This window comes from Mesorhizobium sp. LHD-90 (assembly GCF_030929505.1).
Taxonomy (GTDB): domain Bacteria; phylum Pseudomonadota; class Alphaproteobacteria; order Rhizobiales; family Rhizobiaceae; genus Kumtagia.
Genome location: NZ_JAVFVV010000030.1, coordinates 22,891 through 48,187 on the forward strand (window position 1 = coordinate 22,891; position 25,297 = coordinate 48,187).

26 protein-coding genes and 2 tRNA genes are annotated in these 25,297 nt (G+C 63.6%); 13 read left to right on the forward strand and 15 right to left on the reverse strand.

Going from position 1 to position 25,297, the window contains the following annotated elements; genetic code table 11:
• Positions 1-172: 172 nt before the first annotated feature.
• Positions 173-463 (reverse strand): PGPGW domain-containing protein, encoded by a 291-nt coding sequence (locus RB623_RS27995; RefSeq protein ID WP_308060415.1) that lies wholly within the window; start codon positions 461-463, stop codon positions 173-175.
• Between the two features lie 174 nt (positions 464-637).
• Between RB623_RS27995 and RB623_RS28000 the strand changes: the two genes are divergently transcribed.
• Positions 638-712, forward strand: a tRNA-Asn gene (locus RB623_RS28000).
• Between the two features lie 152 nt (positions 713-864).
• On the opposite strand, the gene RB623_RS28005 is transcribed toward RB623_RS28000, so the two are convergent.
• Positions 865-1,482 (reverse strand): hypothetical protein, encoded by a 618-nt coding sequence (locus RB623_RS28005; protein WP_308060416.1) that lies wholly within the window; start codon positions 1,480-1,482, stop codon positions 865-867.
• Between the two features lie 181 nt (positions 1,483-1,663).
• Between RB623_RS28005 and RB623_RS28010 the strand changes: the two genes are divergently transcribed.
• The 4 genes from RB623_RS28010 to RB623_RS28025 all read left to right on the forward strand — a co-directional run bounded on the left by RB623_RS28010 (position 1,664) and on the right by RB623_RS28025 (position 8,046).
• Positions 1,664-4,573 (forward strand): valine--tRNA ligase, encoded by a 2,910-nt coding sequence (locus tag RB623_RS28010; protein ID WP_308060417.1) that lies wholly within the window; start codon positions 1,664-1,666, stop codon positions 4,571-4,573.
• A gap of 348 nt (positions 4,574-4,921) precedes the next feature.
• Positions 4,922-6,136 carry an OmpP1/FadL family transporter gene (locus RB623_RS28015; protein ID WP_308060418.1) on the forward strand — a complete coding sequence of 405 codons (1,215 nt, stop codon included), beginning with the start codon at positions 4,922-4,924 and terminating at the stop codon, positions 6,134-6,136.
• Positions 6,137-6,378: 242 nt separating this feature from the next.
• Positions 6,379-7,815 carry an aldehyde dehydrogenase family protein gene (locus RB623_RS28020; protein WP_308060419.1) on the forward strand — a complete coding sequence of 479 codons (1,437 nt, stop codon included), beginning with the start codon at positions 6,379-6,381 and terminating at the stop codon, positions 7,813-7,815.
• A 156-nt stretch (positions 7,816-7,971) separates the two neighbouring features.
• Positions 7,972-8,046: transfer RNA gene (locus RB623_RS28025), tRNA-Val, on the forward strand.
• A gap of 129 nt (positions 8,047-8,175) precedes the next feature.
• Here the strand turns inward: RB623_RS28025 and RB623_RS28030 are convergent.
• The 4 genes from RB623_RS28030 to RB623_RS28045 form a co-directional block, all read right to left on the reverse strand.
• Positions 8,176-8,343, reverse strand: a complete 168-nt coding sequence (locus RB623_RS28030) for a hypothetical protein (protein ID WP_308060420.1) — start codon at positions 8,341-8,343, stop codon at positions 8,176-8,178.
• Between the two features lie 281 nt (positions 8,344-8,624).
• A complete protein-coding gene (locus RB623_RS28035; RefSeq protein WP_308060421.1) occupies positions 8,625-9,230 on the reverse strand; it encodes a transglutaminase-like cysteine peptidase in 606 nt (201 codons plus the stop codon).
• A gap of 345 nt (positions 9,231-9,575) precedes the next feature.
• Entirely contained in the window at positions 9,576-10,190 is a 615-nt protein-coding gene (locus RB623_RS28040; RefSeq protein ID WP_308060439.1) for a PilZ domain-containing protein, read from the reverse strand.
• 118 nt (positions 10,191-10,308) lie between these two features.
• Positions 10,309-10,944, reverse strand: a complete 636-nt coding sequence (locus tag RB623_RS28045; RefSeq protein ID WP_308060422.1) for a PAS domain-containing protein — start codon at positions 10,942-10,944, stop codon at positions 10,309-10,311.
• 421 nt (positions 10,945-11,365) lie between these two features.
• Between RB623_RS28045 and RB623_RS28050 the strand changes: the two genes are divergently transcribed.
• Both RB623_RS28050 and RB623_RS28055 read left to right on the forward strand, forming a co-directional pair.
• Complete coding sequence (locus RB623_RS28050; protein ID WP_308060423.1) at positions 11,366-12,082, forward strand: rhomboid family intramembrane serine protease; 717 nt, start codon at positions 11,366-11,368, stop codon at positions 12,080-12,082.
• 132 nt (positions 12,083-12,214) lie between these two features.
• Positions 12,215-12,646 carry a CBS domain-containing protein gene (locus RB623_RS28055; protein WP_308060424.1) on the forward strand — a complete coding sequence of 144 codons (432 nt, stop codon included), beginning with the start codon at positions 12,215-12,217 and terminating at the stop codon, positions 12,644-12,646.
• 36 nt (positions 12,647-12,682) lie between these two features.
• Here the strand turns inward: RB623_RS28055 and RB623_RS28060 are convergent, their stop codons facing one another.
• Together RB623_RS28060 and RB623_RS28065 are read right to left on the reverse strand one after the other, a co-directional pair.
• A complete protein-coding gene (locus RB623_RS28060) occupies positions 12,683-12,940 on the reverse strand; it encodes a YjhX family toxin (protein WP_308060425.1) in 258 nt (85 codons plus the stop codon).
• A 236-nt stretch (positions 12,941-13,176) separates the two neighbouring features.
• On the reverse strand, positions 13,177-13,800 hold the full coding sequence (locus tag RB623_RS28065; protein WP_308060426.1) for an isoprenylcysteine carboxylmethyltransferase family protein: 624 nt from the start codon (positions 13,798-13,800) through the stop codon (positions 13,177-13,179).
• 218 nt (positions 13,801-14,018) lie between these two features.
• On the opposite strand from RB623_RS28065, the gene gatB reads away from it, so the two are divergent.
• Together gatB and RB623_RS28075 are read left to right on the forward strand one after the other, a co-directional pair.
• The gene (gene gatB, locus RB623_RS28070; RefSeq protein ID WP_308060427.1) at positions 14,019-15,521 is read left to right on the forward strand and encodes an Asp-tRNA(Asn)/Glu-tRNA(Gln) amidotransferase subunit GatB; all 1,503 of its coding nucleotides are present in this window, start codon (positions 14,019-14,021) and stop codon (positions 15,519-15,521) included.
• Positions 15,522-15,523: 2 nt separating this feature from the next.
• Complete coding sequence (locus RB623_RS28075) at positions 15,524-16,015, forward strand: GNAT family N-acetyltransferase (protein ID WP_308060428.1); 492 nt, start codon at positions 15,524-15,526, stop codon at positions 16,013-16,015.
• Positions 16,016-16,079: 64 nt separating this feature from the next.
• On the opposite strand, the gene RB623_RS28080 is transcribed toward RB623_RS28075, so the two are convergent.
• On the reverse strand, positions 16,080-16,415 hold the full coding sequence (locus RB623_RS28080) for a hypothetical protein (RefSeq protein ID WP_308060429.1): 336 nt from the start codon (positions 16,413-16,415) through the stop codon (positions 16,080-16,082).
• Positions 16,416-16,609: 194 nt separating this feature from the next.
• Here RB623_RS28080 and RB623_RS28085 point away from each other — a divergent pair, with 194 nt between their 5' ends.
• Both RB623_RS28085 and RB623_RS28090 read left to right on the forward strand, forming a co-directional pair.
• Complete coding sequence (locus RB623_RS28085) at positions 16,610-17,008, forward strand: NADH:ubiquinone oxidoreductase subunit NDUFA12 (RefSeq protein ID WP_308060430.1); 399 nt, start codon at positions 16,610-16,612, stop codon at positions 17,006-17,008.
• 165 nt (positions 17,009-17,173) lie between these two features.
• Entirely contained in the window at positions 17,174-17,548 is a 375-nt protein-coding gene (locus RB623_RS28090; RefSeq protein WP_308060440.1) for a DUF2155 domain-containing protein, read from the forward strand.
• 18 nt (positions 17,549-17,566) lie between these two features.
• Here RB623_RS28090 and aat read toward each other — a convergent pair whose 3' ends face one another.
• From aat to RB623_RS28120, 6 genes are all read right to left on the reverse strand, one after another.
• The gene (aat, locus tag RB623_RS28095) at positions 17,567-18,184 is read right to left on the reverse strand and encodes a leucyl/phenylalanyl-tRNA--protein transferase (RefSeq protein ID WP_308060431.1); all 618 of its coding nucleotides are present in this window, start codon (positions 18,182-18,184) and stop codon (positions 17,567-17,569) included.
• Between the two features lie 13 nt (positions 18,185-18,197).
• A complete protein-coding gene (accC, locus tag RB623_RS28100; protein WP_308060432.1) occupies positions 18,198-19,541 on the reverse strand; it encodes an acetyl-CoA carboxylase biotin carboxylase subunit in 1,344 nt (447 codons plus the stop codon).
• Between the two features lie 12 nt (positions 19,542-19,553).
• On the reverse strand, positions 19,554-20,012 hold the full coding sequence (gene accB / locus RB623_RS28105) for an acetyl-CoA carboxylase biotin carboxyl carrier protein (protein WP_308060433.1): 459 nt from the start codon (positions 20,010-20,012) through the stop codon (positions 19,554-19,556).
• A gap of 31 nt (positions 20,013-20,043) precedes the next feature.
• Positions 20,044-20,478, reverse strand: coding sequence for a type II 3-dehydroquinate dehydratase (gene aroQ / locus RB623_RS28110; RefSeq protein WP_308060434.1), 435 nt, complete (start codon positions 20,476-20,478; stop codon positions 20,044-20,046).
• A 128-nt stretch (positions 20,479-20,606) separates the two neighbouring features.
• Positions 20,607-21,416: a DsbA family protein gene (locus tag RB623_RS28115; RefSeq protein WP_308060435.1), complete on the reverse strand. Its 810-nt coding sequence runs from the start codon at positions 21,414-21,416 to the stop codon at positions 20,607-20,609.
• 42 nt (positions 21,417-21,458) lie between these two features.
• Positions 21,459-22,835 carry a M48 family metalloprotease gene (locus RB623_RS28120; RefSeq protein ID WP_308060436.1) on the reverse strand — a complete coding sequence of 459 codons (1,377 nt, stop codon included), beginning with the start codon at positions 22,833-22,835 and terminating at the stop codon, positions 21,459-21,461.
• Between the two features lie 155 nt (positions 22,836-22,990).
• Between RB623_RS28120 and RB623_RS28125 the strand changes: the two genes are divergently transcribed.
• Positions 22,991-24,136, forward strand: coding sequence for an aminotransferase class I/II-fold pyridoxal phosphate-dependent enzyme (locus RB623_RS28125; protein WP_308060437.1), 1,146 nt, complete (start codon positions 22,991-22,993; stop codon positions 24,134-24,136).
• 10 nt (positions 24,137-24,146) lie between these two features.
• Positions 24,147-25,076 carry a glutaminase gene (locus RB623_RS28130; protein WP_308060438.1) on the forward strand — a complete coding sequence of 310 codons (930 nt, stop codon included), beginning with the start codon at positions 24,147-24,149 and terminating at the stop codon, positions 25,074-25,076.
• Positions 25,077-25,297: the final 221 nt, after the last annotated feature.

Here is a 25,297-nt window from a genome sequence, read left to right on the forward strand (position 1 = left end):
ACAGCGCGGTTCGAAGGCCGATCCCTTCGCGCCATGCCGAAAAAGGGTCGGCGACGTGTTGTTTCGGCATCACTTGAAAACCTCGGATTCGCCACCTAACGGCGGCTTCGCCGAATCGAGCCGGGCGGCTTCTAGGGGCGGTCCGGGGCGATTCTGCCGTGCGCGCCGCGGGTCAGGGGCGCCGGCGTCGCTCCCACCACACGACGAAGCGGCGGCGCAGGCGGCGCACCGAGGAGAATTCGTAGGACAGAACCAGCAGCCCGAGCGGAATCATCCAGAATCCCAGCACGGGCAGGAAGCCGAGGAAGCCGAAGCAGACGAGCAGGACGCCGATGAGGATGCGCGTAAGGCGCGACTGCGGCATGCGGAACTCGCGGCCGAGCAGTTTTATCCGGCGCGCGCCGGCTTCGTTGCCGTCCGGCTCAGGCGTCCCGGTCTCGTCCGGTCCGGTGCTGCGATTCATCCGTCGTCGTCTCCTGTGCGGCCCGATTGCACGCCTTGCTGGACCCCACCATATGATGCCGATGCCCGCCGCTTGCCATAAACGTGGCGAAGCCGGCCAAAAAAATGACGATCGGCGCTTTGCAAAGCTGAAACGGGTTTGCTATAGGCACGCCACGCTTTGACGAGCCTCCGTTCCCCGGTAGCTCAGTGGTAGAGCAACCGGCTGTTAACCGGTTGGTCGCTGGTTCGAATCCGGCCCGGGGAGCCAATCATCGTTTCTCAATCCGGCAAGTCGGCACACCGCGCGATCCCGCACCCGCAAGTCGTCCGTACCGAATCGTTCATCCATCAGGATGTCGACTTTCGCACGGCCATGGCAACTGCCTTCCGGGCAAGCGCCTCGGCGCAGGACGGGGCGTATCATCGTTTCCCCGCCACGCCCCTTTGTTTCCACTGGTCGAGCGGCATGATGTCGGGCGCACCGCCCCCGGGCTCGTACCAACTGTCCACCGCCCATCGCCGTCCGGACTTGTCCACGATCACCGCCGCGAAGTGTGGAAACCGATTGTCCAGCAGGTATCCTCGCGACGTGCGGCGAAGAACTCTATGATGGCGCAACATTCCCTTGGCCTCGATCAGCCGCAGCAAGGTCGTCGTGTTGGTCGATTCGTCGATGCAGTCCATCTGGCCGAGTTCGCGGCCGTGCCCCAATTCGCCTTTGGGCCGGTCCCTGACCCCAAGCACGCCGGAGGCGCGCCGCTCGAAATACTGGATGGCGCGAGAGAGCGCGCGCCGCTCGGCCTCAGGCGACGACGAGCCCGCTCGCATGATCGACGCGATGCGGCTCAGATCCTGGGCGCCGAAGTCCAGCCGGGTCTCATAATAACAGGAATAGCCGTGGCAGATGGTCAACCGTTCGGCGGCGGCCGGCCGCGTCGGCGCCAGACCGAGCAGCATCATCAGCCAGAAGACGAAAGCAGAGTTGATTCGACCGCGCCCCATAAGCCAGCATAGATGGCGCGATACCGGACGGTCCATCGGATCGTAGCCGCACGCTTGAGAAGCAAACCCCGGCCATCGAAACGGTCGAGCCCGTCGGATGGCGCGCCATCGCCCGGCTGTCGGCGGCAATGAAGCGTGGCGTCATGGTTGACTTGACGCCGGCCATTCGGTTTACACCGGCCTTTCTTATTTCCGGACAGCTACGGACGGTTTTCCCATGCTTGACAAGACCTATGATGCGAAAACCGTCGAACCGGCGATCGCCGAACGCTGGGAAGAGGCGGACGCCTTTCGGGCAGGCGCGGGATCGGAGCCCGGCGCCGAACCCTTCACCATCGTCATCCCGCCGCCCAATGTGACGGGTTCGCTGCATATGGGGCATGCGCTCAACAACACGCTGCAGGACATCCTCGTCCGCTTCGAGCGCATGCGCGGCAAGAACGTGCTGTGGCAGCCGGGCATGGACCATGCCGGCATCGCCACGCAGATGGTGGTCGAGCGCCAGCTTGCCGCCAGCGGCACCTCGCGCCGTGACATCGGACGCGACGAATTCATCAGCCGCGTCTGGACCTGGAAAGAACAGTCGGGCGGTTCGATCATCCATCAGTTGAAGCGGCTCGGCGCCTCCTGCGACTGGGGCAGAGAACGCTTCACCATGGACGAGGGACTCTCGGAGGCGGTTCTCGAAGTCTTCGTGCGGCTTTACAAGGAAGGGCTGATCTATCGCGGCAAGCGGCTGGTCAACTGGGATCCGGCTTTCGAGACGGCGATCTCCGACCTCGAGGTGGAGAACAAGGAAGCCGACGGCCATATGTGGCATTTCAGGTATCCGCTGGCCGGCGGCGAGACCTACACCTATGTCGAGAAGGATGCCGACGGAAACGTCATCCTCGAGGAAGAGCGCGCCTATATTTCCATCGCGACGACGCGGCCGGAGACCATGCTGGGTGACGGCGCGGTCGCCGTTCACCCGTCAGACGAACGCTATGCGCCTATCGTCGGCAAGTTGTGCGAGATTCCGGTCGGCCCGAAGGAGCACCGGCGCCTGATCCCGATCATCACCGACGAGTATCCCGACCCGACCTTCGGCTCGGGCGCGGTGAAGATCACAGGCGCGCACGACTTCAACGACTACCAGGTCGCCCGCCGCAACAACATTCCGCTCTACCGGCTGATGGATACGCGCGCGGTGATGCGCGCCGACGGCGAGCCCTATGCTGAGTACGCGGCGCAGGCGCTTGACATCGCCAGGACCGGAAACACGCCGGGCGAGGCGGAGGTCGACGGCATCAACCTGGTGCCGGACGAATATCGCGGCCTCGACCGCTACGCCGCGCGAAAACTGATCGTCGAGGCGATCACTGCCGAGGGACTGGCCGTCACGACCAAGGATGCGGATGGCAACGACGTGCCGTTCGTCGAGGCGAAGAAGATCATGCAGCCGTTCGGCGACCGCTCCGGCGTGGTGATCGAGCCGATGCTGACCGACCAGTGGTTCCTCGACGCCAAGGTGCTGGCCAAGCCGGCGATCGCCTCGGTGCGCGAGGGGCGCACCAACTTCGTGCCGAAAAACTGGGAAAAGACCTATTTCGACTGGATGGAGAACATCGAGCCGTGGTGCGTGTCGCGCCAACTCTGGTGGGGTCACCAGATCCCGGCCTGGTATGGGCCGGACGGGGCGGTCTTCGTCGAGAAGGACGAGGAGACGGCGCTGGAAGCCGCGATCCAGCATTACATCGCCCACGAAGGGCCGTGGAAGGCCTGGGTCGAGGACAAGCTCGAGAACTTCAAGCCGGGCGAGATCCTGACCCGCGACGAGGACGTGCTCGACACGTGGTTCTCTTCGGCGCTGTGGCCGTTCTCGACGCTCGGCTGGCCGGACAAGACGCCGGAACTGAAGACCTATTACCAGACTGACGTGCTGGTGACCGGCTTCGACATCATCTTCTTCTGGGTCGCCCGCATGATGATGATGGGCCTGCATTTCATGGACGAGGAGCCGTTCCACACCGTCTACGTCCACGCGCTGGTGCGCGACAAGACCGGCGCGAAAATGTCGAAGTCGAAGGGCAACGTCATCGACCCGCTCGACCTGATCAGCGAATACGGCGCCGATGCGCTGCGTTTCACGCTGACCATCATGGCCGCGCAGGGCAGGGACGTGAAGCTCGATCCGTCGCGCGTCGCCGGCTACCGCAATTTCGGCACGAAACTTTGGAACGCCACCCGCTTCGCCCAGATGAATGGCGTGGCGCGCAACGACGATTTCTGGCTGAACGACGCCAAGCTGACGGTCAACCGCTGGATCCTGACCGAACTGACGCGGGCCTCGCGCGCCGTCACCGAGGGCATCACCAGCTACCGCTTCAACGAAGCGGCGGGGGCGGCCTACCGCTTCGTCTGGAATCTTTTCTGCGACTGGTATCTGGAACTGCTGAAGCCGATCTTCGCCGGAACCGACGAGGCGGCGAAGGCCGAAAGCCAGGCGGTCGCCGCCTTCGTGCTCGACGAGATCTACAAGCTCCTGCACCCGATCATGCCGTTCATGACCGAGGAGCTTTGGGCGCTGACCGCCGGCGAGGGGCAGGAGCGGGCGAGTCTGCTCTGCCATGCGCGCTGGCCGCAGCCGGACTTCGAGGATCTCGACGCCGCCGCCGAAACCAACTGGCTGGTGGAACTGGTCTCCGGCATCCGTTCGGTGCGATCCGAGATGAACGTGCCGGCCGGCGCCGTGGCGCCGCTCGCGGTGGTCGGTGCCGACCAGACGACAAAACTCCGGTTCGAGCGCCATGACGCGGCGATCAAGCGCCTGGCACGTGTCGAGACGGTGAGCTTTGCGGAGACGCCGCCGCCGGCCTCGGCGCAGATCGTGCTCGGCGAGGCGACCGTCTGCCTGCCGCTCGGCGGGCTGATCGACCTCGCCGTCGAGGCCGCGCGGCTGCAGAAGGAACTGGCCAAAGTCACGGAAGAAATCGCGCGCATCCACAAGAAACTTTCCAACGAACGTTTCGTGGCCAACGCGGCGCCGGAGATCGTCGAGGCCGAGCGCGAGAAGCTGGCGGAGTACCAGGCCACGCAGGAGCGGCTGGTGATCGCGCTCTCCCGGGTACGCGACGTCCAGACCTGACGGTGAGTCGCGGGCCGGCACCCTTGCCGGTCCGTGCCGCCCCAAAAATACCCGCTCAAGGCGTTCCGCAGGGGCACTTCGGCGGCACGCGGCGATTTTCCGCCGCAATGTTGCCGCAAAGTGACAAGTCGGCCTAAATCGCGGGAATCGCCCGCAGGTTTGGCCACTTTTCGCTATTTCCTTATCATTTCTTACCAATTTCCTGCGAAACTCGGCTCGATCGGCGCGTTCTGGTGGGGGAGTTGGGGGTACTCGTCGGTACGGCAGGGGCGCCGGTCCAAATTGCTCGTTGCGCCCCTCCCGCGAATTCGCTCAACATTTGCGCGAAGTACTGGGGAGAGGACATTCATGAACCGGACGCTGCTTTCGTCTCTGATCGGCGCAAGCTTTCTGTCGACGGTGGCCGGAACCGCGATGGCGGGCGGCCTGGAACGCGGCGGTTACAATATCGATCTTCTGTTCGATCCGTCGCGCTTCGCCGCCGAGGCGACCGCCACCTATGTCATGCCGGACCGCAAGCTGGACAATGTCGTCGACGTCAATCCCGCCAACGGCATTGGCTCGAACGGCATCGGCGGCGGCGCCACGGACGGCGTTCGGGATACGGAAGATTATTGGGTGCCGCGCATCGGCGTGAAGTTCGGCGCGGTCGATGCCGTGGACTGCATGTTCGATTATTCGCAGCCTTGGGGCGCCCATAGCAATCCCGGCGCGGACTGGATGGGCGCCAACAGCAACATCGAAACAAAGATCAACAGCGATAATTACGCAGCCACTTGCTCCTACAAGATGCAGGCCGGGAAGGGTCAGTTCCGCGTTATCGGCGGTGTATTCTATCAGGAAGTCGACGGCTTCAAGGTGCGCTCTGTGGCTCCTGACATAGCTGTGCCCGGCAACGGCCAGGGGCGGCTCGAACTGGCAGGCAATGGTGTTGGCTGGCGCATCGGCGCGGCCTACGAAATTCCCGAGATCGCGCTGCGCGCCAGCCTCGTCTACAACAGCGAGGTAAACCTGGGTGATATTACAGGCACGCTGGACCTTTCTCAGGTCAACCCGCTCCTGGCGTCTCCGGTCCCTGTCGTTGGTCAACAGGCTATGCCCGCCTCGGTAGAGCTCAAGCTCCAGACGGGCATCGCGCCTGGCTGGCTCGCTTTCGGTTCGGTCAAGTGGGTCGACTGGAGCCAATTGCAGGTCGTGCCTTTCGCGTGCGTGAACCCGACGCCCGGCCTCTGCGCGCAGGGCCAGGAAATCACGTCTCTCGAACTTCTCTATCGCGACGGCTGGACGGTGCAGGGAGGCGTCGGCCATAGCTTCAACGAGCAATGGAGCGGAGCTGTGAGCCTTACGTGGGACCGTGGCACGTCGACCACCGTCGGAACGCAGAGCGATACGTGGACACTATCCGCCGGCGCGGCTTACACGCCGAACCAGAACGTCGAAGTCAGGTTTGGCGGAGCTCTTGGTGTCCTTACGAGTGGCTCCTCGGCAGACGATCAGGTCACCTATAGTTACGGCAACGATCTCGTCAGCGCCCTGTCGGGCACCCTCAAGGTCAAGTTCTGACGCAGCCGGCGCCAGCCGGCTTCTCACTGCGTTAAATCGACGAACGGCGCCCGAGACGGGCGCCGTTTCGATTCCGGGTCAAGTTTCGCAAAATGGCGCGCGAGGGCGATTCTTCCCGGCCAAGCCTGTCCGCGCGCCGCGAATTCTCCTAGATAAGCCCCAGGCCAGCCTTGGCGCCGCCGGGATCCAGCATCCCGGCGGCGAGACGGCCCTATGCTGAATTGTTGGAAATGGAAGCGGATATGAGCGAACTGCATGGCAATCTGATTGACGGCGAGTGGGTGAAGGGCGACGCGGTCCCCAACATCAATCCCTCCGACACCAACGACGTGGTCGGCGACTATGCCCGGGCGACCAAGGCCGACGCGCTGGCCGCGATCGCCGCGGCCAAGGCCGCCTTCCCGAAATGGTCGCGTTCCGGCCCGCTGGAGCGCCACGCGGTGTTGCGAAAAGCCTCCGATGAGATCCTGGCGCGCAAGGACGAGCTCGGAAGGCTGCTGTCGCGCGAGGAGGGCAAGACGCTCGCCGAAGGCGTCGGCGAGACCATTCGCGCCGCGCAGATCTTCGACTTCTTCGCCGGCGAGGCGCTGCGGCTGGCGGGCGAGATCTTGCCGTCGGTACGGCCCGGGGTCGGCGTCGAGATCACGCGCGAGGCGGTCGGTGTCGTCGGCATCATAACGCCGTGGAATTTCCCGATCGCCATCCCGGCCTGGAAGCTCGCGCCAGCCCTCTGCTACGGCAATACCGTCGTGTTCAAGCCGGCCGACCTTGTTCCCGGCTGTTCGTGGGCGATCGTCGACATTCTTCATCGCGCCGGCCTGCCGAAGGGCGTGCTCAACCTGGTCATGGGCAAGGGCTCGGTCGTCGGCCAGGCGATGCTCGACAGCGCTGATATCAACGCCGTCACCTTCACCGGCTCGGTCGGCACCGGCAAGCGTGTGGCCGCCGCCTCCATCGAGCACAACAGAAAGTTCCAGTTGGAGATGGGCGGCAAGAACCCGCTGGTGGTGCTGGACGACGCCGATCTCGCGATTGCCGTCGACTGCGCGGTCAATGGCGCCTTCTTCTCGACCGGGCAGCGCTGCACGGCCTCCTCGCGCCTCATCGTGCAGGACGGCATCCAAGACAAGTTCGTGGCGGCGGTGACCGAAAAGCTGAAAAACCTCGTCGTCGACAACGCGCTGAAGGCAGGCACGCAGATCGGCCCGGTGGTCGACCAGAACCAGCTCGACCAGGACGAGAAATACATCGCCATCGGCCGCGACGAGGGCGCGAAACTCGCCTTCGGCGGCGAGCGGCTGAACCGCGAGACGCCGGGCTTCTACCTGCAGCCGGCGTTGTTCACGGAGGCCACCAACGCCATGCGCATCAGCCAGGAAGAGATTTTCGGGCCCGTCGCCTCGGTCATCCGGGTGAAGGACTATGAGGAGGCGCTGCATGTCGCCAACGACACGCCGTTTGGCCTGTCGTCCGGCATCTGCACGACCAGCCTGAAACACGCCACGCATTTTAAGCGCAACGCCGAAGCGGGCATGGTCATGGTCAACCTGGCGACGGCGGGCGTCGATTTCCACGTGCCGTTCGGCGGCAGGAAGGGCTCCAGCCACGGCCCGCGCGAGCAGGGGCGCTACGCCGCGGAATTCTACACGACGGTCAAGACCGCTTATACGCTGGCCTGAGGGCAAGGCGGGCGGCAGTCACAGGGTTGCCGCCCGCCTTCCAGCAGCCTGATATCCATTCTCGGCGACCTATCCACAAAGCGAGCCAAGTGTCCTTGACTTGGCCCGCCGGCGCATCCTATATCGCGGCGCGCTGTTGGCCTTCGGGCTGCTGGCGGGCGATTAGCTCAGCGGGAGAGCACACCCTTCACACGGGTGGGGTCGTAGGTTCAATCCCTACATCGCCCACCATTCTCCCAAGCTTCCATACCGAATTGATGACAGCGGCCACCGCGACCGTTCTCTGTTCCACATCGTATCCGTTAAGCTTTGGTGCGAAACGGCGCGGGCCGCGCCGTCGGAATACCTCAGACGATCCGCTCAGTTGAAATTCGCGCCTGCCGGCAGGGCGATGCCGTAGCAACTGCCTGCGTCCTGGGCGCGCGGTGTGCAGCGCGGCTGAAAATCGCTGCTCGACGATGCGCTCTGGCATGCTGACAGGCCGATGACGATCGCCAGCAGGCCGGTCAGCGTAAGAAGTGCGCGCATTGTCATGCCCCCGCAAAAGCCAAAAAGTGCGGCGCTCCTCGATTCGCCGGCACATGGCAGACTATCCAACGCAATATGAAAGCCTGCAAGTGGCCATGCGCGGGATGATTGACCGGGATCGCATGCCGTCGGGTCACCGTTGCCGATCCGCATCGCGGAGGCGGAGCACCCCGCATGCCCCCAAAAGGAGCGGAGCCGGCCCCGGGGACAGGGGCCGGCTCCTAAACCCGGTCGTTGGGACGGGGAGGGTGGGGACTCGACCGGGTTTTTCCGAAAACTCGCTAGCGAACGCTCGCCACAGCCTCGGCGCGACCGTCGTTGATCTTGACCCAGGCGCCCGAATTGGTGTCCGACTGGCGCTTCAGATAGGTGTAGGGGGTCTCTTCCCAGGCCAGCACCCGCGGCTCGAGATTGTCGAGGACGTAGTCGCCAAGGCTGGTGCGCACGGTCAGAACCGCGTGACCGTCGCCGTTGGGCTGACGGACCACCGTGATCAACAGGTCGCCGGCCGGCATGCCCAGCGCCATCAACTGCCGGCGCTTCTCCAGCGCATAGTCCTCGCAATCACCCTCGCCGGCGGGATAGGACCACACTTCCTCGCGGCCCCAGATTTCCATGTCGGTTTTCGGCGCGACCGCGGCGTTGACGGCGTTGTTGATGCTGACGATCGACGACCACAGGCCCCGCGTAAGTTCGATCGGCGCGTGCCGTGCGGTCTTCTGCCGGCATTCCTGCGGAAGTTTCCGGCAGAGTTCGTAATGCCCCACGGGTTGCGTGGTGCGGCTGCCGGTCTTCATGAAGGACCCGGCCGCCCCTGCCGTTCCCGTCATCGCCCCGATGCTGAAGGCCGCGGCAAGCAGCAGCGACATCCCCTTCGCTTTTGTCATAGTCCCGTCTCCCCGTTCGAGGCGACAATGACAGAGGCGAATTTATTTGACGCAAAACAGCGCGGTAGATATTGAATAGAACTTGAAACGTTTTGTTAGATACTTCAATTCTTACAAGTATAAAATTCGATTGGTTCTGCTCGGCATTTGTTAACCGTGCCGAGACGAGCCCGACCTGAGTGCGAACTGCTCCAGCCGCCGCGGCTGCATGCGGTCCTGCGCGGCAACGACCGGGCCTGAGGGGCGGAGGAGAGGCTGCGAGCCGGCGGCCATGGCGGACGCAGAGCGGATCGAACGGCGCCGCAAGGGTAGGGCCGCTGTCACAGCCGCCCGACGAAGGGGAGTTCAGTTTTGGCCGCTGAATTCCGATTCCAGCGCTTCCGAGCGCTGGACAACGGCGAACTCGATGGCGATGCCATCGTCGAAGTGGCGCACGACCTGACCACGCATGGTGCCGAGCACGACCTGGATGCCCAGCGCCGGCCGGACATCGATTTCGACCGCGGCGCCGGAGAGCGAAAGGTCGATAATGCGACATGGATACTGGCGGCCATCCGTGAGCTGCAGCGTGCTCATCGGGTTGCGCGGTGCGATGCGCTCGTGGCGGCGGTCTTCGGGCAGGTCCAGTTCGTGCTTGTTGGCGAGCCAGGTCAACTGCGCCGCGAGCTTGTCCTTCTTGCGGTCCGACGCGATGATGGTCATCGCGAAACCGTCTTCCAGCGCGCGCGTGACGACGCCTTCGACGCGGCCGATATGATCGATATAGGCGATGATCTTTTCGCCGGGCAGACCGATCTTGTCGGCGCGGAGCGCGACGTTGCCGGGCGACATGTCGATGACCTGGCAGGGATGCTCGCTGCGGTCCTCGAGCATGAAGCGGCCATAGATCTTCACGCGCACCCGTTGGAAGTTGCGCCGCTCAACCTTCGATGGCGATTGGTCCACTGCCGTCGCCCTGATCACTGGTCCTGCTCCGCTCGACTGCCAAATCCGCGCAATATTAGCTGGATGGCAATTAGATATCGTCAGAGAGGTTAACGGCGGGTAATTATGACGGCTGTTTTGCCGCCGGAAGCAACTATTCCATCCGTCCGCCCGGCAATACCACAAGATGGCGTATCCGGCGCGCGCCGACCGGGCCAGACGGCGGCTGCGGCTCGTCGCGACCGGACGACGTCGACGCCACCCGAACCGCCGGCCTATTCTTCAGGAACATCGGCTCGCGGTCCGGATTGACGATTCGCACTGCCTCCACGCCAGCGTCCGACACCGGATCGGCGCCCAGCCAATAGGGTTTGGACTCTGGCGAGATGATGCCGAGCGCCCGGCGATGCTCCTCGCCGCCGTCGAGGGGAAGCAGCAGCAGTTCCATCGACACGGAGCGCTGACCGCGCGAAATGCCTTCATACGATATGACCAGCACGGACTTTTCGTGGAAGACGGCTTGCACCAGCCGCATGACCATGCGGCTGTCGTTCTCTCGCCACAGGGACGAGAAAGCGAAGCCCTTGAGCTCGCGGCCATAGATGGCGCAGAGGCGCGTGCCGGCGAGCCGGAAGACCGCTTCGCCGCGCGAATCATTTTCAAGGATGAAGGTATCGCCCAGCAACGCCTTGATGTCGGCGGGCTCGATTTCGGTCCGACGCGGCGCCGGACGTCCGTCCCGCAGGCGGTTCCAATATTGGAACAGGTTGACCGATGCTTCCCGTTTCATGCCGATCCAATCCACGCGTCTTGCTGTCCGCTGTATCAGCGACGGACAGGGAACGTGTCCGCTGACTGCTACATGCGTGGCGGAGCAGGATGCGTGCCAGCCTTGCCTTGGGTTGTTCACGGGTCGGGAGCGTTAAGGTTAACTTTCGGTTTAGATTGCACGCAGCAGGCCGCCGTGAGATCACTATGAGCACTCCACGGCGCGGTTGCGGACATCAGCTTGCGCCACTTCAGTCAAAAATCTTCGGGACGAGCGGGGGCTCGACCGGCCGTCCAGCATTTTCTGGGCGGCCTTCTTTTTTGATTCGTGGAGATTGCCTCGGCGATTCGGCACAGGCTGGCGGACCGCCGTCGTGAAAATCCGGTCCCGCGGGCAGGCGGCCATTTTGCTTTGCTTCCGTATGCGCTAGCAAGCAGCCACGATGAGCGAACAACCTGCCAGGACCATTCCGCCGGAACCGCGAGAGAGGCCGCGCGAACCGGTCTTCAACATGCCGGGCGTCGTGGTTCTTCTGATCGCGATCTGCGCGATGGTGCATGTCGTGAGCGTCTACGCGCTGAACAGAGGTCAATACGGCGACCTGTTGCTGCGCGCCGCCTTCATCCCGATCCGCTATTCCGGCATGTTCGACCTCGATGTCTATGCCTTCACGACGCCGTTCACCTACACGTTCCTGCATGGCGACTGGCTGCATCTAGGCATCAACATGGTGTGGCTCGCGGCCTTCGGTTCGCCGCTGGCCAACCGGCTGGGGACATTGCGCTTCCTGCTCTTCTGGGCGGTTACCGGATTGTCGGCGGCAGCCTTGCACTGGGCGATCCATCCGCTCGACCAGGGGCCGCTCATCGGCGCGTCCGGCGCAATCTCCGGCATGATGGGAGCGGCGACGCGGTTTGCCTTCCGCATCGAACGCCGCGGCAATCGGGCGTCGTTCGGCGGGCCGGTCTTGCCAGTCAGCGAGGTGTTCCGCTCGCGCGGCGTCGTGACTTTCCTGGCTTTCTGGATGCTGACCAACCTTGCGACCGGCTATTTCGGTTTCGGTCCTGGCGCCGAGGCCGCGATCGCCTGGGAGGCTCACATCGGCGGCTTCGTCGCAGGCTTCCTGGGCGTGCCCTATTTTCTCGGCAAGCTCCGCTGACCGCAGACAAAGGTAGCCATCGCGCCGCCAGGTTTCAGACACTTGCATTGGCCGGGCACGAGGGGCACGATATGCCACGGATCGGCGTGCGCTGGTCGCGCCGCGTTCGTTCGACGATAGCTGGAGGACGCCATGACGGTGAAGGCAATTCTGGAACGGAAGGGCCACGACGTATTCACGATCGGCCCCAACGAAAGGCTGTCAACGGCGATACAGATGCTGGCGGAGCATCGGATCGGCGCCGTGGTCGTGACCAATGGCGACCGCAAGATCGTCGGCATCCTCTCCGAACGCGACATCGTGCGGCAGGTCGGTCGCGACGGCGCGGCGGCGCTCGACCGCAGCGTGCGTGAGGTGATGACCCCGAAAGTCAGCATCTGCAACGAGAACCATACCGTCAACGAAGTCATGGAGATCATGACCAAGGGGCGGTTCCGCCATCTGCCGGTGGAAAAGAACGGCCAGCTCGATGGCATCGTCTCGATCGGCGACGTGGTGAAGCGCCGCATCGAGGACGTAGAGCGCGAGGCCGAGCAGATCCGGGAATATATCGCGACGGCGTAAGAACCGGCCGGGTCGAGCCCGGCCGGCCCCGTTTTCCTAGCGGTTGTCCAGTTCCGACCGCACCAGCTCCAGACCGCGCCGGGTGATGCGATAGGGGCCGCCTTGCGACGAGGAGACCGCCCGCTTGCGCTTCAGCTTGCGGAAGAGGTCGAGGTCGAAGCCCGGATAGCGCCAGCCGTCGCGGGTCAGGCAATGCGCAGCCTCTATCCTTTTGCGTTCGTCCTTTTCGATTTCGATGCGCCCGCCCTGGGCGAGCAGATGCAAAATGCGCTGTTCCGTGCGCGAGATGTCCATTGGAAAATGTCCCGGGAAAACCTGGCCGTATGGCCAAAACAAAAAGCCGCAGCCGCGAAAACTCGCGGCACGGGGTTCAGGTTTTCAGGCCCTGCCTTGCCGAAAGGCAGGGCTTCAGCGGGTCTCAGCGTAAGAAGACATCCACACTCCATCGGGAGGCGGTGCGTATAACCGATCGGCGGACGGAAGGCTATGTGGTCGGATGGCTCTCGGCGGCCAAAGATGGGTCTCGACGATCAGTACAATCTGAGCAAGGTCGGTATCGCGCCAATGTCACGCAAATATTCGACGACTTCGAGCGCCGGGAAAAACGCAAGGAAAAACAATCCATCTTGAAACGTACGCCTCAGCGCTCTTGGTGAAAATCGCGTGTCGGAACTCTCGGCGTACAAGAACGGATTGGGCCAAAATAGCGGAGTTCTCGCTTCGTACGCCTCGTATGTTGCTCCGAATTTCGCTCTCAGAAACATCGCCTCTTTCGAGGCCGTGAAAGCGAAAACCGCATAGGTGGCGGTCCCCAGGACGATTGCGGCGATCAACGAGCCGAACATCATGCCGATCCCGATGGCGCCGATTGTCGAGAAGAAATAGAGCGGATTGCGGCTGATCGAATATGGACCAACCGCCACCAATTCCTCGTTCTTTTTGCCGCCGACATAAAGGATAGACCACAATCTGCCGACAACGCATGCAAGGACGAGAGCCAGGCCGACCATTTCTATGACTTCATGCGCCAAGGCATCCTCATTCCAAGCCGGACGCGAAGCAACGAGCACAGCAGCACTCAGGATCGCACCGAGCTGCACCGCCCGAAGTCGCTTGAGTTGGTGAAACGGCCTGATCTCAAGAGCCTTTTCCATAGTCGACAGTCCAGCTTCGGAGCTGCTCCTTCGAACAGGTCATCGAACTAAGCGCGAACATTGTGGCTTTTTCGCAGGTTGCCAGTATGGAGTGAGAAGCCGACAGATCATCCGGACGGAGAATCGTCGCCAGTTACCCGGTTCCCCGACCCTTGCCTGTCGCCGCCAATTCGAATAGCCAGACCCGGATCAATTTGCGCCTTTCCGGCCGGACAGCTATGACCCTCATCGACACCCGCACGCCCGATCCGAAACGTTTTATCCCCGGCGCCACAGGCGACTGGGAGGTGATCATCGGCATGGAGGTCCACGCCCAGGTCACCTCCGAGGCAAAGCTGTTCTCGGGCGCGTCGACCTCGTTCGGCGCGGCGCCCAACGACAATGTCAGCCTGGTCGACGCAGCCATGCCGGGCATGCTGCCGGTGATCAACGAGGAATGCGTGCGCCAGGCGATCCGCACCGGGCTCGGGCTGAAGGCTGAGATCAACCACAAGTCGGTTTTCGACCGGAAGAACTATTTTTATCCGGACCTCCCGCACGGCTACCAGATCTCGCAGTTCAAGCAGCCGATCGTCGGCGAGGGTATCGTCGCCGTGTCGGTCGGGCCGGATTCGAAGGGCCAGTTCGAGGAGATCGAGGTCGGCATCGAGCGGCTGCATCTGGAGCAGGATGCAGGCAAGTCGATCCACGACCAGCATCCGACCATGTCCTATGTCGACCTGAACCGCTCGGGCGTGGCGCTGATGGAGATCGTCTCGAAGCCGGACCTGCGCTCCTCGGAAGAGGCGAAGGCCTATGTGACGAAGCTCAGGACCATCGTGCGCTATCTCGGCACCTGCGACGGCAACATGGAAGAAGGCTCGCTGCGCGCCGACGTCAACGTTTCGGTACGCAAGCCGGGCGGCGCGTTCGGCACGCGCTGCGAGATCAAGAACGTCAACTCCATCCGCTTCATCGGCCAGGCGATCGAATACGAGGCGCGCCGCCAGATCGCGATCCTCGAGGATGGCGGCAAGATCGACCAGGAGACGCGGCTGTTCGACCCCAACAAGGGCGAAACGCGGTCGATGCGTTCAAAGGAAGAGGCGCACGACTACCGCTATTTCCCTGATCCGGACCTTTTGCCGCTGGAATTCGACCAGGCCTATGTCGACGCTCTTGCCGCCGGCCTCCCGGAGTTGCCGGACGACAAGCGCACGCGGCTGATCTCGGCGCTCGGCCTCACTGCCTACGATGCCTCGGTGCTGGTGTCCGAAAAGGCCGTTGCCGACTATTTCGAGAAAGTCGCGGCCGGCCGCGACGGCAAGGCGGCCGCCAACTGGGTGATCAACGACCTGCTTGGCGCGTTGAACAAAGCCGGCAGAGCCATTGAAGACGCACCGGTTTCGCCTGGGCAACTGGGCGCGATCATCGACCTGATCAAGGAAGGCACGATCTCCGGCAAGATCGCAAAAGACCTGTTCGAAATCGTCTGGAACGAAGGCGGCGACCCGAAAACGCTGGTCGAAAGCCGCGGCATGAAGCAGGTCACCGACACCGGAGCCATCGAGAAGGCGGTGGACGACGTGATCGCTGCCAATCCGGAAAAAGCCGAGCAGGCGAAGGCCAAGCCTACGCTGGCCGGCTGGTTCGTCGGCCAGGTGATGAAGGCGACCGGTGGCAAGGCCAACCCGCAGGCGGTGAACGACCTGGTGAAGGCCAAGCTCGGCATCGAGGGATAAAAATGTTCCTGCGCACCGCCAGCGAGCGCGATCTTCCGGCGGTGCGCGACCTGCTGGTGGAGACCTGGCACGCCACCTACGATTCGATCTACGGCGTCGACAAGGTCTCGGAGATCACCGACGAGTGGCATTCGATTCCGTCGCTGAAGGCGCGGCTCGCGCGGCCGAACTCCGAATTCGTGGTTGCCGACGACGGCAAGAGCCTCGGTGGCATGGCCTATGCGGCCGGCACCAGCGATCCCAAGATCGTGATCCTGCATCAGCTCTATGTGCGGCCGACCCTGCAGCGAAGCGGGCTCGGCCGGTTGCTTCTCGAGGAGATCGAGGACAGCTTTCCGGATGCACGGATGCTTCGGCTCGAGGTGGAGGCGCAAAACCTGCCGGCCATCGCCTTTTACCGCAGGAACGGTTTTGAGCCGCGGGGCGAGGTGGCGAACTGCGGCGGCTCAAGGTTCGCCATTCCCGCACTGGTCTACGAGAAGCGCCTGGATTAAGCGCCTGGCGTGGCGCCATGGGTCGCCGACCCGCACTTCAAAGGCGAGCCGGCGGGCATTTGCATCATTCCTTGCACTTCTCGTCTTCAGCCGTGGCAGCGGCGGTCTTGTCACCATGCTGCTGCGCCTCGACATCCTGTTGCGACGTGGCGAGATCCTTGTTGCCGCCGCCTTCCTGTTCGGCCAGCGGCATGTTGCTGCCGTCCTTGGCGACAGGATTGCCCGCCTTGGCCTGGCTGTCCGGCGTCTCCAGCGGAGCATGCGTGCCATCCTTGGCGATGGCCCCGGTCTTGTTCATGTCGGTGCCGGCGGCGGCCGTGTCGTCGGGACAAGCGGCCATTGCGGTGCCGGCGGCGAAAGATAGCGACGCCGCTACCAACAGGGAAGAAATCAGTCTCATGTCGTGATCCTCCTAAATGGATGCCCAAGGACAGAACCGGCTCCGGCCGGCTTGGTTCCCGAGCGATGACGGCCAAAGCCCTCGCGGAAAGCAGCGTGGGACAACAGCCCGCACTTGCAACGGCCGGCGGGCGAGGCCATAACGGGCAAAATTCCGCGAAGCGCCTTTCAGGCGCCGGTCGGCCGAGGGATGCGATGAAAGACTTCCTTGTCCAGTTCTTTACGTGGTGGAACGGCCAGACGCTCGGCACGCGTTTCCACACCTGGCGCTACGGCAGCAAGGTCGGGCAGGACGAGTTCGGCAACACCTACTACGAGGGCGGCACCGATTCGGAGGGCCGCACGCGTCGCTGGGTCATCTACAACGGGCTCGCCGAGGCCTCGGCCATCCCGCCCGGCTGGCACGGCTGGATGCATCACCGCGTCGACATGGCCCCGTCGCAGGAGAACTACAAGCCGCGCGAATGGCAGAAGGCCCATCAGCCGAACCTGACCGGCAGCCCCGCGGCGTATCGGCCGCCGGGGTCGCTTGCCCACGGCTCGCACCGGCCGCAGGTCACCGGCGACTACGACGCCTGGACGCCGGGCAGTTGAATTGCCGTTGCGGTCCGTTCTCGCCACAATCCAGAATTAATCGCATGTTGACCATGACGGGCCGATAAGCCCCATGGTGGTCTGGCAACCCTTTCCGGATTCGTCCGCATGATCTTTTCCCCAAAACAAGGCGGTGCAAGGCTGGCGGCGGTCGTGGCGGCCTGCATGACGCTGTTTGCGGCGCCGGCGCTGGCGGAACGCATCGCCAATCCGGTCGCCGAGTTCACCGGAGTGGACAAGATCACCGGGCGCATCATCACCTTCGATGTCTATATCGACGAGACGGTGCAGTTCGGGGCGCTGCAGGTCACGCCGCGCGTCTGCTACTCGCGTGCCAAGGAAGAGGAGCCGAAGACGGACTCCTTCGTCGAGGTCGACGAGATCACGCTGGACCGAAAGATCCGGCGCATCTTCACCGGCTGGATGTTCGCGGAAAGCCCGGGCCTCAACGCCGTCGAGCACGCCGTCTACGACGTGTGGCTGAAGAGTTGCAAACAGGCCTCGGACGTGCCGCCGCCGGAAGCCAACAAGACCAACTAAGCCGGACCTTCCAGAGCCTTACGGATAAAACTTCGCAGTCGACTCCAGCGCCTCGGCAAGCAATATTTCATATTTGCGGCGGGGCACGTCGATCGCGCCGAAGCGCTTCAGGTGCTCGGTGGTGAACTGTGTGTCGAGCAGCGTAAAATTGCGCTCGCGTAGCCGCTCCACCAGATGCACGAGACAAACCTTCGAGGCGTCGGTCTCCTTCGAAAACATGCTTTCCCCGAAGAAAGCGCGACCGAGCGTGACGCCGTAGAGCCCGCCGACCAGCCTTTCGTCGCGCCACGCCTCGAGCGAATGCGCGTGGCCGATGCGATTGAGTTCGATATAGGCGTCGCGGATCGGTCCGTTGATCCATGTCGAGCGCCGGTTTTCGCGTTCCTCTGCGCAGGCGTCGATGACGCTGGGAAAATCCGTATCGACGCGGATGTCGAACTGCCCCTGGCGGACCGTCTTGCGCAGGCTCTTCGAGACGTGAAAACCCTTGAGCGGAATGATGCCGCGCGCCTCGGGGCGAACCCAGAAGACTTCCGGGTCATCGGCGCTTTCCGCCATCGGGAAGACGCCGGTGGCATAGGCTTTCAGCAAAAGGTCGGTCGGAATGCGGTGGCCGGGCGCGAAAGGGCGTATCATCGGCCGAGCCGTTTCAATCACTGTGGGCGAGATGTTTTTCCAGCCAATGGATGTCGTAGTCGCCATTGGCGATGTCGCTGTTGCCGACAAGCTCGCGGAACAGCGGCAGCGTCGTCTTGATGCCGTCGACCACGAATTCGTCCAGCGCCCGGCGTAGCCGCATCATGCACTCAACGCGGTTGCGCCCGTGCACGATCAGCTTGCCGATCAGGCTGTCGTAGTAGGGCGGGATGCGATAGCCGGAATAGACGCCGGAATCGACCCGGATGCCGAGCCCGCCGGGTGTGTGGAAATGCGTGATCGTGCCGGGCGAGGGCACGAAGGTGCGCGGATCCTCGGCATTGATGCGGCACTCGATGGCGTGGCCCTGGAACTTCACGTCCGCCTGCGTCACCGACAGGCCGCCGCCGGAGGCGACGCGGATCTGCTCGTGCACCAGATCGAGGCCGGTGATCGCCTCCGTCACAGGATGCTCGACCTGCAGGCGGGTGTTCATCTCGATGAAATAGAACTCGCCGTCCTCGTAGAGGAATTCGATCGTGCCGGCGCCGGAATAGCCAAGGTCTGCGACTGCCTTGGCGCAGATGTCGCCGATGCGGGCTCGTTCGGTGGCGTTCAGCGCCGGTGAAAAGGCCTCTTCCCAGACCTTCTGGTGCCGGCGCTGCAGCGAGCAGTCGCGCTCGCCGAGATGGATGCCCTTGCCTGCGCCGTCGCCGAACACCTGCAATTCGATGTGACGCGGCTTCTCCAGATATTTTTCGATGTAGACCGAATCGTTGCCGAAGGCCGCTCCCGCCTCGGTGCTTGCGGTCTGCAACGCCTCGATCAGGTCGTCCTCGGTGCGGGCGACCTTCATGCCGCGGCCACCGCCGCCGGCGGTCGCCTTGATGATCACTGGATAGCCGATGTCGGCGGCGATGCGTTTGGCCTCGATCTCGTCGGAAACCGCGCCGTCCGAGCCGGGCACGCAGGGGATGCCGAGGCGCTTGGCAGTACGCTTGGCCTCGATCTTGTCGCCCATGATGCGGATGTGCTCGGCCGAGGGGCCGATGAAGGTGATGTGGTGGGCGGCGAGAATGTCGGCGAAACGGGCGTTCTCGGACAGGAAGCCGTAGCCGGGATGCACCGCATCGGCGCCGGTGATCTCGCAGGCGGCGACGATCTGGTGGATGTTGAGATAACTGTCGCGCGACGGCGGGGGCCCGATGCAGACACTTTCGTCGGCGAGCCGCACATGCATGGCGTCGGCATCCGCGGTCGAATGCACAACCACCGTCTTGATACCGAGTTCCTTGGCGGCGCGCAGAACTCTCAGCGCGATCTCGCCCCGGTTGGCGATTAGGATCTTCTGGAACATCCGGGCGGCGGCCTATTCGATCACGACGAGCGGCATGCCGTATTCCACCGGCTGGGCATCCTCGATGAGGATCGCGGTGACCGTCCCGGAGCGCGGCGAGGGGATCTGGTTCATGGTCTTCATTGCCTCAATGATGACCAGGGTCTGGCCCTCGCGCACGCTCTGACCGATCTCGATGAACGGCTTGGCGTCGGGCGAGGGAGCAAGGTAGGCGGTGCCGACCATCGGCGAAAGAACGGCATTCTTTGACAGGTCTGCGGTCGGAGCGGCCGCGGGGGCCGGGGCCGCAGGCGCGGGGGCTGCTGGAACATGCAGCGCGGGCGCGAAGGCCTGCACGGACGCGGCCTGGCGGGCCACCCTGATCTTCAGGTCGCCGAGTTCGACCTCGATTTCGGAAAGATTGGTGTCGTTGAGGATCCCGGCGAGATCGCGGATGAGCTGCTGGTCAACATCCGTTTTCTTTGTCGACATGTGTGGACCTTTTTCCTTTTCTCGCGCGGTCCTAGAGCCGCGCGGCGAGCGCTTGCAGGGCAAGCGTGTAGCCGAGCGGCCCGAAGCCGCAGATCATGCCGACCGCGACGGGTGCGATCATCGACTTGTGGCGAAATGCTTCGCGGGCATGGATGTTTGACAGGTGCACTTCGATGACCGGCAGCGGCGCATTGGCGCGGATGGCATCGTGCAAGGCAATCGAGGTGTGGGTGTAGGCGCCGGCGTTGAGCACAATTCCGACTGCCTTGTCCGCCGCCTCGTGCACCCAGTCGACCAGATCGCCTTCATGGTTCGACTGGCGGAAGTCGATCGCCAGTCCGAGCGGGGCGCCCGCGGCGGCGCAATCGGCCTCGATCATGGCTAGCGTGTTGCCGCCATAGATGCCCGGCTCGCGTTTGCCCAGCGCGTTCAGGTTGGGGCCGTTCAGGATGAATGCCGTCTTCAATCAATGCACCTTGAATCCGCACGGATCGGCCGCGCGGCGCCTTCTATAGACGGCATAGCCCGCGCCGGAAAGAGCGCAAGCGTGTTGTTGGCCTGTCCACAGCCAGACCCAAGCCGTAGAAATGGAGATCAGCAGGTGGTTTCGGCGCAGGCCGCCTTGGCGAGAGCGACCTTCTCGGCCAGAACCTCCCTGCCGAGGGCGCCGAACACGACCTCGTCGCCGACCACATAGGAGGGCGTGCCGGTGATCGCCAGCTTGTTGGCGAGGTCGTAAGTCCTGCCGAAGGCTTCGGAAATCGCCGGATTCTTCATCTCCTCACGCAGCCTTGCCTCGTCGGCGCCGAGCGCCACCGCGATCTTGATTGCAGCCGCCTCGGTGGCGCGGCTCTTGCTGCCGAGCAGCTCGTTGTGGAACTCACCGAATTTTTCCGGCATCAACTTGAGGAACGCCTGGGAAACGACATGCGCCTTCTGCGAATCGGGCCCCAGGATCGGGAACTCCTTCAGCACGAAGCGCAGGTCCGGATCGGCCGCCGTCAGCGCCAGCATGTCCTCCTGGGCGCGTTTGCAGTAGCCGCAATTGTAGTCGTAGAACTCGACGATCGTAACCTTGCCGTTCGGGTTGCCGACGACGCCGTCGGTGGCCGAGTTGAATATTTCGCTCCTGGCGTCCTCGATGATTTGCAGATTGGCGACCCGCTGTTCCTCCTTCTGCTTGCTCTCGAGCGCAGTCTGCACTTCAAGCATCAGTTCGGGATTGGCGAGCAGATAGTCGCGCACGATGGTCTCCACCTCCGCGCGATCGAGCTTGCTGTCCGCTATCATGACTTGCGGCGTGTCGCTGGCGACGGCGGCCGGCCTGCCGGCGACGAAGCCGATCGCCAGCATCGCAATGGCGGCGGCGACGCCGGCAGCGCCGAGTAGGATTGCCTTGTTCATGTGTTCGATCTCCCGCCGCGGCGCCGCCTTCGCAGCAAAGCCTCAGCCTTTTTTCTTCGGAATCTTGAAGTTGATGATGTCTTGCGCCCGCACCCAGCCGGGCGAGCCACGTTTCATCTTGGTCTGCGCGCGCATGGCGAAAATCTTGGCGTCCTGATAACCGCCGGCATAAAAATACCCTTCCGCAGTGGCGAGTTCCGCCTCTGGGATATCGCCCAACTGGCCATACGCCTGCGCGAGATAGCGATAGCCCATCGTGTTCTCGCGGTCGCGCTCCAGCGCGCTGTTGATCTCCGTCACCGCTTTCTTGAGCGACGCCGGATCCCCGGTCGAGATCAGCGCCTGCCCGAGCGAAATGCGCAATATGCCGGACTTCACCGGGTCCAGCCGCACCGCGCTGCGATAGGCCTCGACCGCCTCGGCCGGACGGTTGGATTTCATCAGCACGTCGCCGCGCAGTTCGTGGAAGTAGGGGTTCTTCGGTTGCGCCTTCACCAGCGCGTCGGCCTTCTTCAGCGCCGATTTGAGATTGCCGTAGAGATAGGTGGCCATGGCGTCGCCATACTGCGACGCGAGTCCCTTGGGATCCTTGCGGAAAAGCCGCGCCGAGGCCGACTGGCCCTGGGTGAACACCGCGATCTTCGCCCGCATCATGTCGTGGCGAAGCTGCAGCGCAGGCGGGTCGACCTTGTCGTAGTACTTGCTGCTGGTGGCCAGCGCTTCCAGGTTGGCGATGCGCTCGCGCGGCATCGGGTGGCTGACCTGATAGGGGTCGACCCGCGTGCCCGACAGCGACAGCGCGTTCTGGAAGCGGCCGAAGGTCTTCAGCATGCCTTTGGTGGATTGGCCCGTGGCCTCGAGATAGGTCACCGCCGAGCGGTCGGCGGTCGTCTCCTCGGTGCGCTGGTAGCCGAGCAGGCTGCGCCGCGCCGCTTCACCGCCGCCGATCGCGAGGCCGCCGCCGGCCTGCGCCAGTTCCCTGGAATTGGCCGCCGCGCCGGCCGCGATCGCGCCGATGCCGAGCAGGCCGGTAACGATCGCCATGGTCTGGGCCCGCGCGATCTGGTCGCGCAGTCGCTCCTGGTGCCCGCCTGCGAGATGGCCAGCCTCGTGGGCAATGACGCCGATGATCTCGTTGGGGGTCTCGGCCTGCATCAGCGCGCCGGTATTGATGAACATGCGGCGCCCGGCGACGAAGGCGTTGAAGCTGGAATCGTTGATCAGGATGATGTCGATGCCGGACGACAGTCCGGCTGCCTTGAAGATCGGCCGCGCATAGTCGCGCACCAGCGCCTCGATCTCGGCGTCGCGAACGATCGGCATGCTCGATTGCGCATATGCCTGCGCGGAGGCGGCGACGGTGACCGCCGCGGCAGCCGCGAAACCGACCAATGCGCGCATCACCGCCGGTATCGTCATGGAAGCAGGGGTTTTCCTCATAACCGGAATCACTGGTATCCGAGCAGGGGAGCGAATGAAAGGCGACGCTCCGGTTTTCATGAACTTGTGATCCCCACATCAATCGGGCATTTGTGCGGCGCGGCGGCGCCCGCGAGTTTGGAGTTGACACGAAGATGGTATCGCTTTCCCGGCGCGGCGAGGTCGAGCCGTTCCACGCCATGGACATTCTGGCCGAGGCCAACCGCCTCAAGGCGAGTGGCGCGCCGGTGATCTCCATGGCGGTAGGCCAGCCCTTCGATCCGGCCCCGGCGGCGGTACGCGAGGCTGCCGCGCGTGCTCTGCGCGATGGCCGCATCGGCTACACCGACGCGCTCGGCACGGCGGCGTTGCGGAAAGCCATCGCCGGTCACTACGCCGACCACTACGGCATCGGTGTATCGCCTGAGCGGATTGCCGTAACCACCGGATCTTCCGCCGCTTTCAACCTTGCTTTCCTGGCGATGTTCGATGCCGGGGACACCATCGCTATCGCTTCACCCGGCTACCCGGCCTACCGCAACATCATGGCCGCGCTCGGCCTCGACGTGGCCGAGGTGGAGATGGAGGAAGCCCCGTTTCTGACCGCGCGCCAACTCGCCGAGGCGCATGCAAGGAAGCCGTTGCGCGGGCTGCTGTTCGCCAGCCCGGCCAATCCGACGGGCGCGGTCGTGCCGCCCGCCGACATGGCGGCGCTGCTGGCGGAGGCGAAAAACCTCGGCATTTCGGTGATTTCCGACGAGATCTACCACCGGCTGAACTATGTCGGGCCGGACGTCACCGCGCTGTCGCTCGACGGCGACGTGACGGTCATCAACTCGTTTTCCAAGTACTACTGCATGACCGGCTGGCGCATCGGCTGGATGGTTTTGCCCGAGAATCTGGTGCGCCCGGTCGAGCGCATCCAGCAGAGCTTGTACATCTCGCCGCCGGAACTGTCGCAGATCGCGGCCTGCGAGGCGTTCGGAGCAAGCGCCGAGCTCGATCGGACCAAGGCACGCTACGCGCAGAACCGCGAGTTGCTGATGCGGCGCCTTCCCGAACTCGGCTTTGCGCTGGCGGCGCCCATGGACGGCGCCTTCTACGCCTTCTGCGACGTGTCGCGCCTGACCAACGACAGCATGGCTTTTGCGCGCAAAATGCTGGCGGAGGCGCTTGTTGCGGCCACTCCCGGGCGGGATTTCGACACGCTGCAAGGCGGGCGCTTCATGCGCTTTTCCTATGCCGGCAGCCACGAAGACATGGCCGAAGCGCTTGCGCGCATCGAGCGCTGGCTGAGATAGAAAGATCGACTTGCCCGAAATTGAAGAGGTTTTACACAATCTTTCCAATGAGATGGCGGAGCGCAGCGATCGCGGCGAGGTGGCGACCTATATCCCGCAGCTCGGCAAGGTAGATCCGAAGAAATTCGGCATTGCCGTGGCGCTGGTCGACGGGCGGGTGATTTCTGCCGGCGATGCCGACGAGCCGTTTTCCATCCAGAGCATCTCGAAAGTCTTCACCCTGACGCTGGCGCTGGGCAAAATCGGCGACGCGCTTTGGAAGAGGGTCGGCCGCGAACCCTCTGGAAATCCTTTCAATTCCATCGTTCAGCTCGAGCATGAGCGCGGCATCCCGCGCAACCCGTTCATCAATGCCGGAGCGATTGTCATTTCGGACGTTCTGCTTGCCGGGCATGAGCCGCGGGAGGCGATCGGCGAGATCTTGCGATTCATCCAGTTCCTGGCGGACGACGAGACGATCTACATCGACAGGGAGGTGGCGGCGTCGGAACGCGCCACCGGATTCCGCAATGTCGCGCTCGCTAACTATATGAGATCGTTCGGGAATTTGAACCATGCCGCAGAGCTGGCACTGGGCGTCTATTTCCACCATTGCGCCATAGCCATAAGTTGCCGTCAATTGGCGCTGGCCGGGCGGTTCCTGGCCTGCGACGGGCGCAATCCGGCGACCGGCCACTCGGTGGTGTCGCCGGAAAGAGCCAGGAGAATCAATGCCTTGATGCTGACCTGCGGCCATTATGACGGGTCGGGCGACTTCGCGTTTCGCGTCGGCATCCCGGGAAAAAGCGGCGTCGGCGGCGGAATTTTGGGGATCGTGCCGGGCGTAGCGTCGCTGGCCGTCTGGTCGCCGGGGCTGAACGCCAACGGCAATTCTCACCTCGGTTCGATCGCGCTGGAAAAGCTCGCCAGAACAATGGGTTGGTCGATCTTCTCGCCCTGACGGCAGCGGTCCGCGGGCCCGAAGCGAACGCAGGATCGAAACCGCGTGAAGTCCGGAAGATCAAGCGAATCCAACAACTTGTCCGGGCGCTGCGGGCAAAAGTACACGACAGTGATTAGGCGAGAGGCCGAGAATCAGTTGGAATGAAGGATTCGTCTCGCCAAAGAAGGATCCTTCGATGTCGCTGTCTCCCGACGCTCTCGCCTTGACGTTATCGCGGC

Excerpts from the sequence above, each read along its gene's own strand:
- RB623_RS28045 (WP_308060422.1), bottom strand. The coding sequence starts at position 10,944 with ATGAAACGGGAAGCATCGGTCAACCTGTTCCAATATTGGAACCGCCTG.
- RB623_RS28050 (WP_308060423.1), top strand. The coding sequence starts at position 11,366 with ATGAGCGAACAACCTGCCAGGACCATTCCGCCGGAACCGCGAGAGAGG.
- RB623_RS28035 (WP_308060421.1), bottom strand. The coding sequence starts at position 9,230 with ATGACAAAAGCGAAGGGGATGTCGCTGCTGCTTGCCGCGGCCTTCAGC.
- RB623_RS28010 (WP_308060417.1), top strand. The coding sequence starts at position 1,664 with ATGCTTGACAAGACCTATGATGCGAAAACCGTCGAACCGGCGATCGCC.
- aat (WP_308060431.1), bottom strand. The coding sequence starts at position 18,184 with ATGATACGCCCTTTCGCGCCCGGCCACCGCATTCCGACCGACCTTTTG.
- RB623_RS28085 (WP_308060430.1), top strand. The coding sequence starts at position 16,610 with ATGAAAGACTTCCTTGTCCAGTTCTTTACGTGGTGGAACGGCCAGACG.
- accC (WP_308060432.1), bottom strand. The coding sequence starts at position 19,541 with ATGTTCCAGAAGATCCTAATCGCCAACCGGGGCGAGATCGCGCTGAGA.
- RB623_RS28060 (WP_308060425.1), bottom strand. The coding sequence starts at position 12,940 with ATGGACATCTCGCGCACGGAACAGCGCATTTTGCATCTGCTCGCCCAG.
- RB623_RS28090 (WP_308060440.1), top strand. The coding sequence starts at position 17,174 with ATGACGCTGTTTGCGGCGCCGGCGCTGGCGGAACGCATCGCCAATCCG.
- RB623_RS28015 (WP_308060418.1), top strand. The coding sequence starts at position 4,922 with ATGAACCGGACGCTGCTTTCGTCTCTGATCGGCGCAAGCTTTCTGTCG.
- RB623_RS28055 (WP_308060424.1), top strand. The coding sequence starts at position 12,215 with ATGACGGTGAAGGCAATTCTGGAACGGAAGGGCCACGACGTATTCACG.
- RB623_RS28030 (WP_308060420.1), bottom strand. The coding sequence starts at position 8,343 with ATGCGCGCACTTCTTACGCTGACCGGCCTGCTGGCGATCGTCATCGGC.
- RB623_RS28125 (WP_308060437.1), top strand. The coding sequence starts at position 22,991 with ATGGTATCGCTTTCCCGGCGCGGCGAGGTCGAGCCGTTCCACGCCATG.
- RB623_RS28080 (WP_308060429.1), bottom strand. The coding sequence starts at position 16,415 with ATGAGACTGATTTCTTCCCTGTTGGTAGCGGCGTCGCTATCTTTCGCC.
- RB623_RS28075 (WP_308060428.1), top strand. The coding sequence starts at position 15,524 with ATGTTCCTGCGCACCGCCAGCGAGCGCGATCTTCCGGCGGTGCGCGAC.
- RB623_RS28115 (WP_308060435.1), bottom strand. The coding sequence starts at position 21,416 with ATGAACAAGGCAATCCTACTCGGCGCTGCCGGCGTCGCCGCCGCCATT.
- RB623_RS27995 (WP_308060415.1), bottom strand. The coding sequence starts at position 463 with ATGAATCGCAGCACCGGACCGGACGAGACCGGGACGCCTGAGCCGGAC.
- gatB (WP_308060427.1), top strand. The coding sequence starts at position 14,019 with ATGACCCTCATCGACACCCGCACGCCCGATCCGAAACGTTTTATCCCC.
- RB623_RS28020 (WP_308060419.1), top strand. The coding sequence starts at position 6,379 with ATGAGCGAACTGCATGGCAATCTGATTGACGGCGAGTGGGTGAAGGGC.
- RB623_RS28120 (WP_308060436.1), bottom strand. The coding sequence starts at position 22,835 with ATGACGATACCGGCGGTGATGCGCGCATTGGTCGGTTTCGCGGCTGCC.
- RB623_RS28065 (WP_308060426.1), bottom strand. The coding sequence starts at position 13,800 with ATGGAAAAGGCTCTTGAGATCAGGCCGTTTCACCAACTCAAGCGACTT.
- accB (WP_308060433.1), bottom strand. The coding sequence starts at position 20,012 with ATGTCGACAAAGAAAACGGATGTTGACCAGCAGCTCATCCGCGATCTC.
- RB623_RS28005 (WP_308060416.1), bottom strand. The coding sequence starts at position 1,482 with ATGGACCGTCCGGTATCGCGCCATCTATGCTGGCTTATGGGGCGCGGT.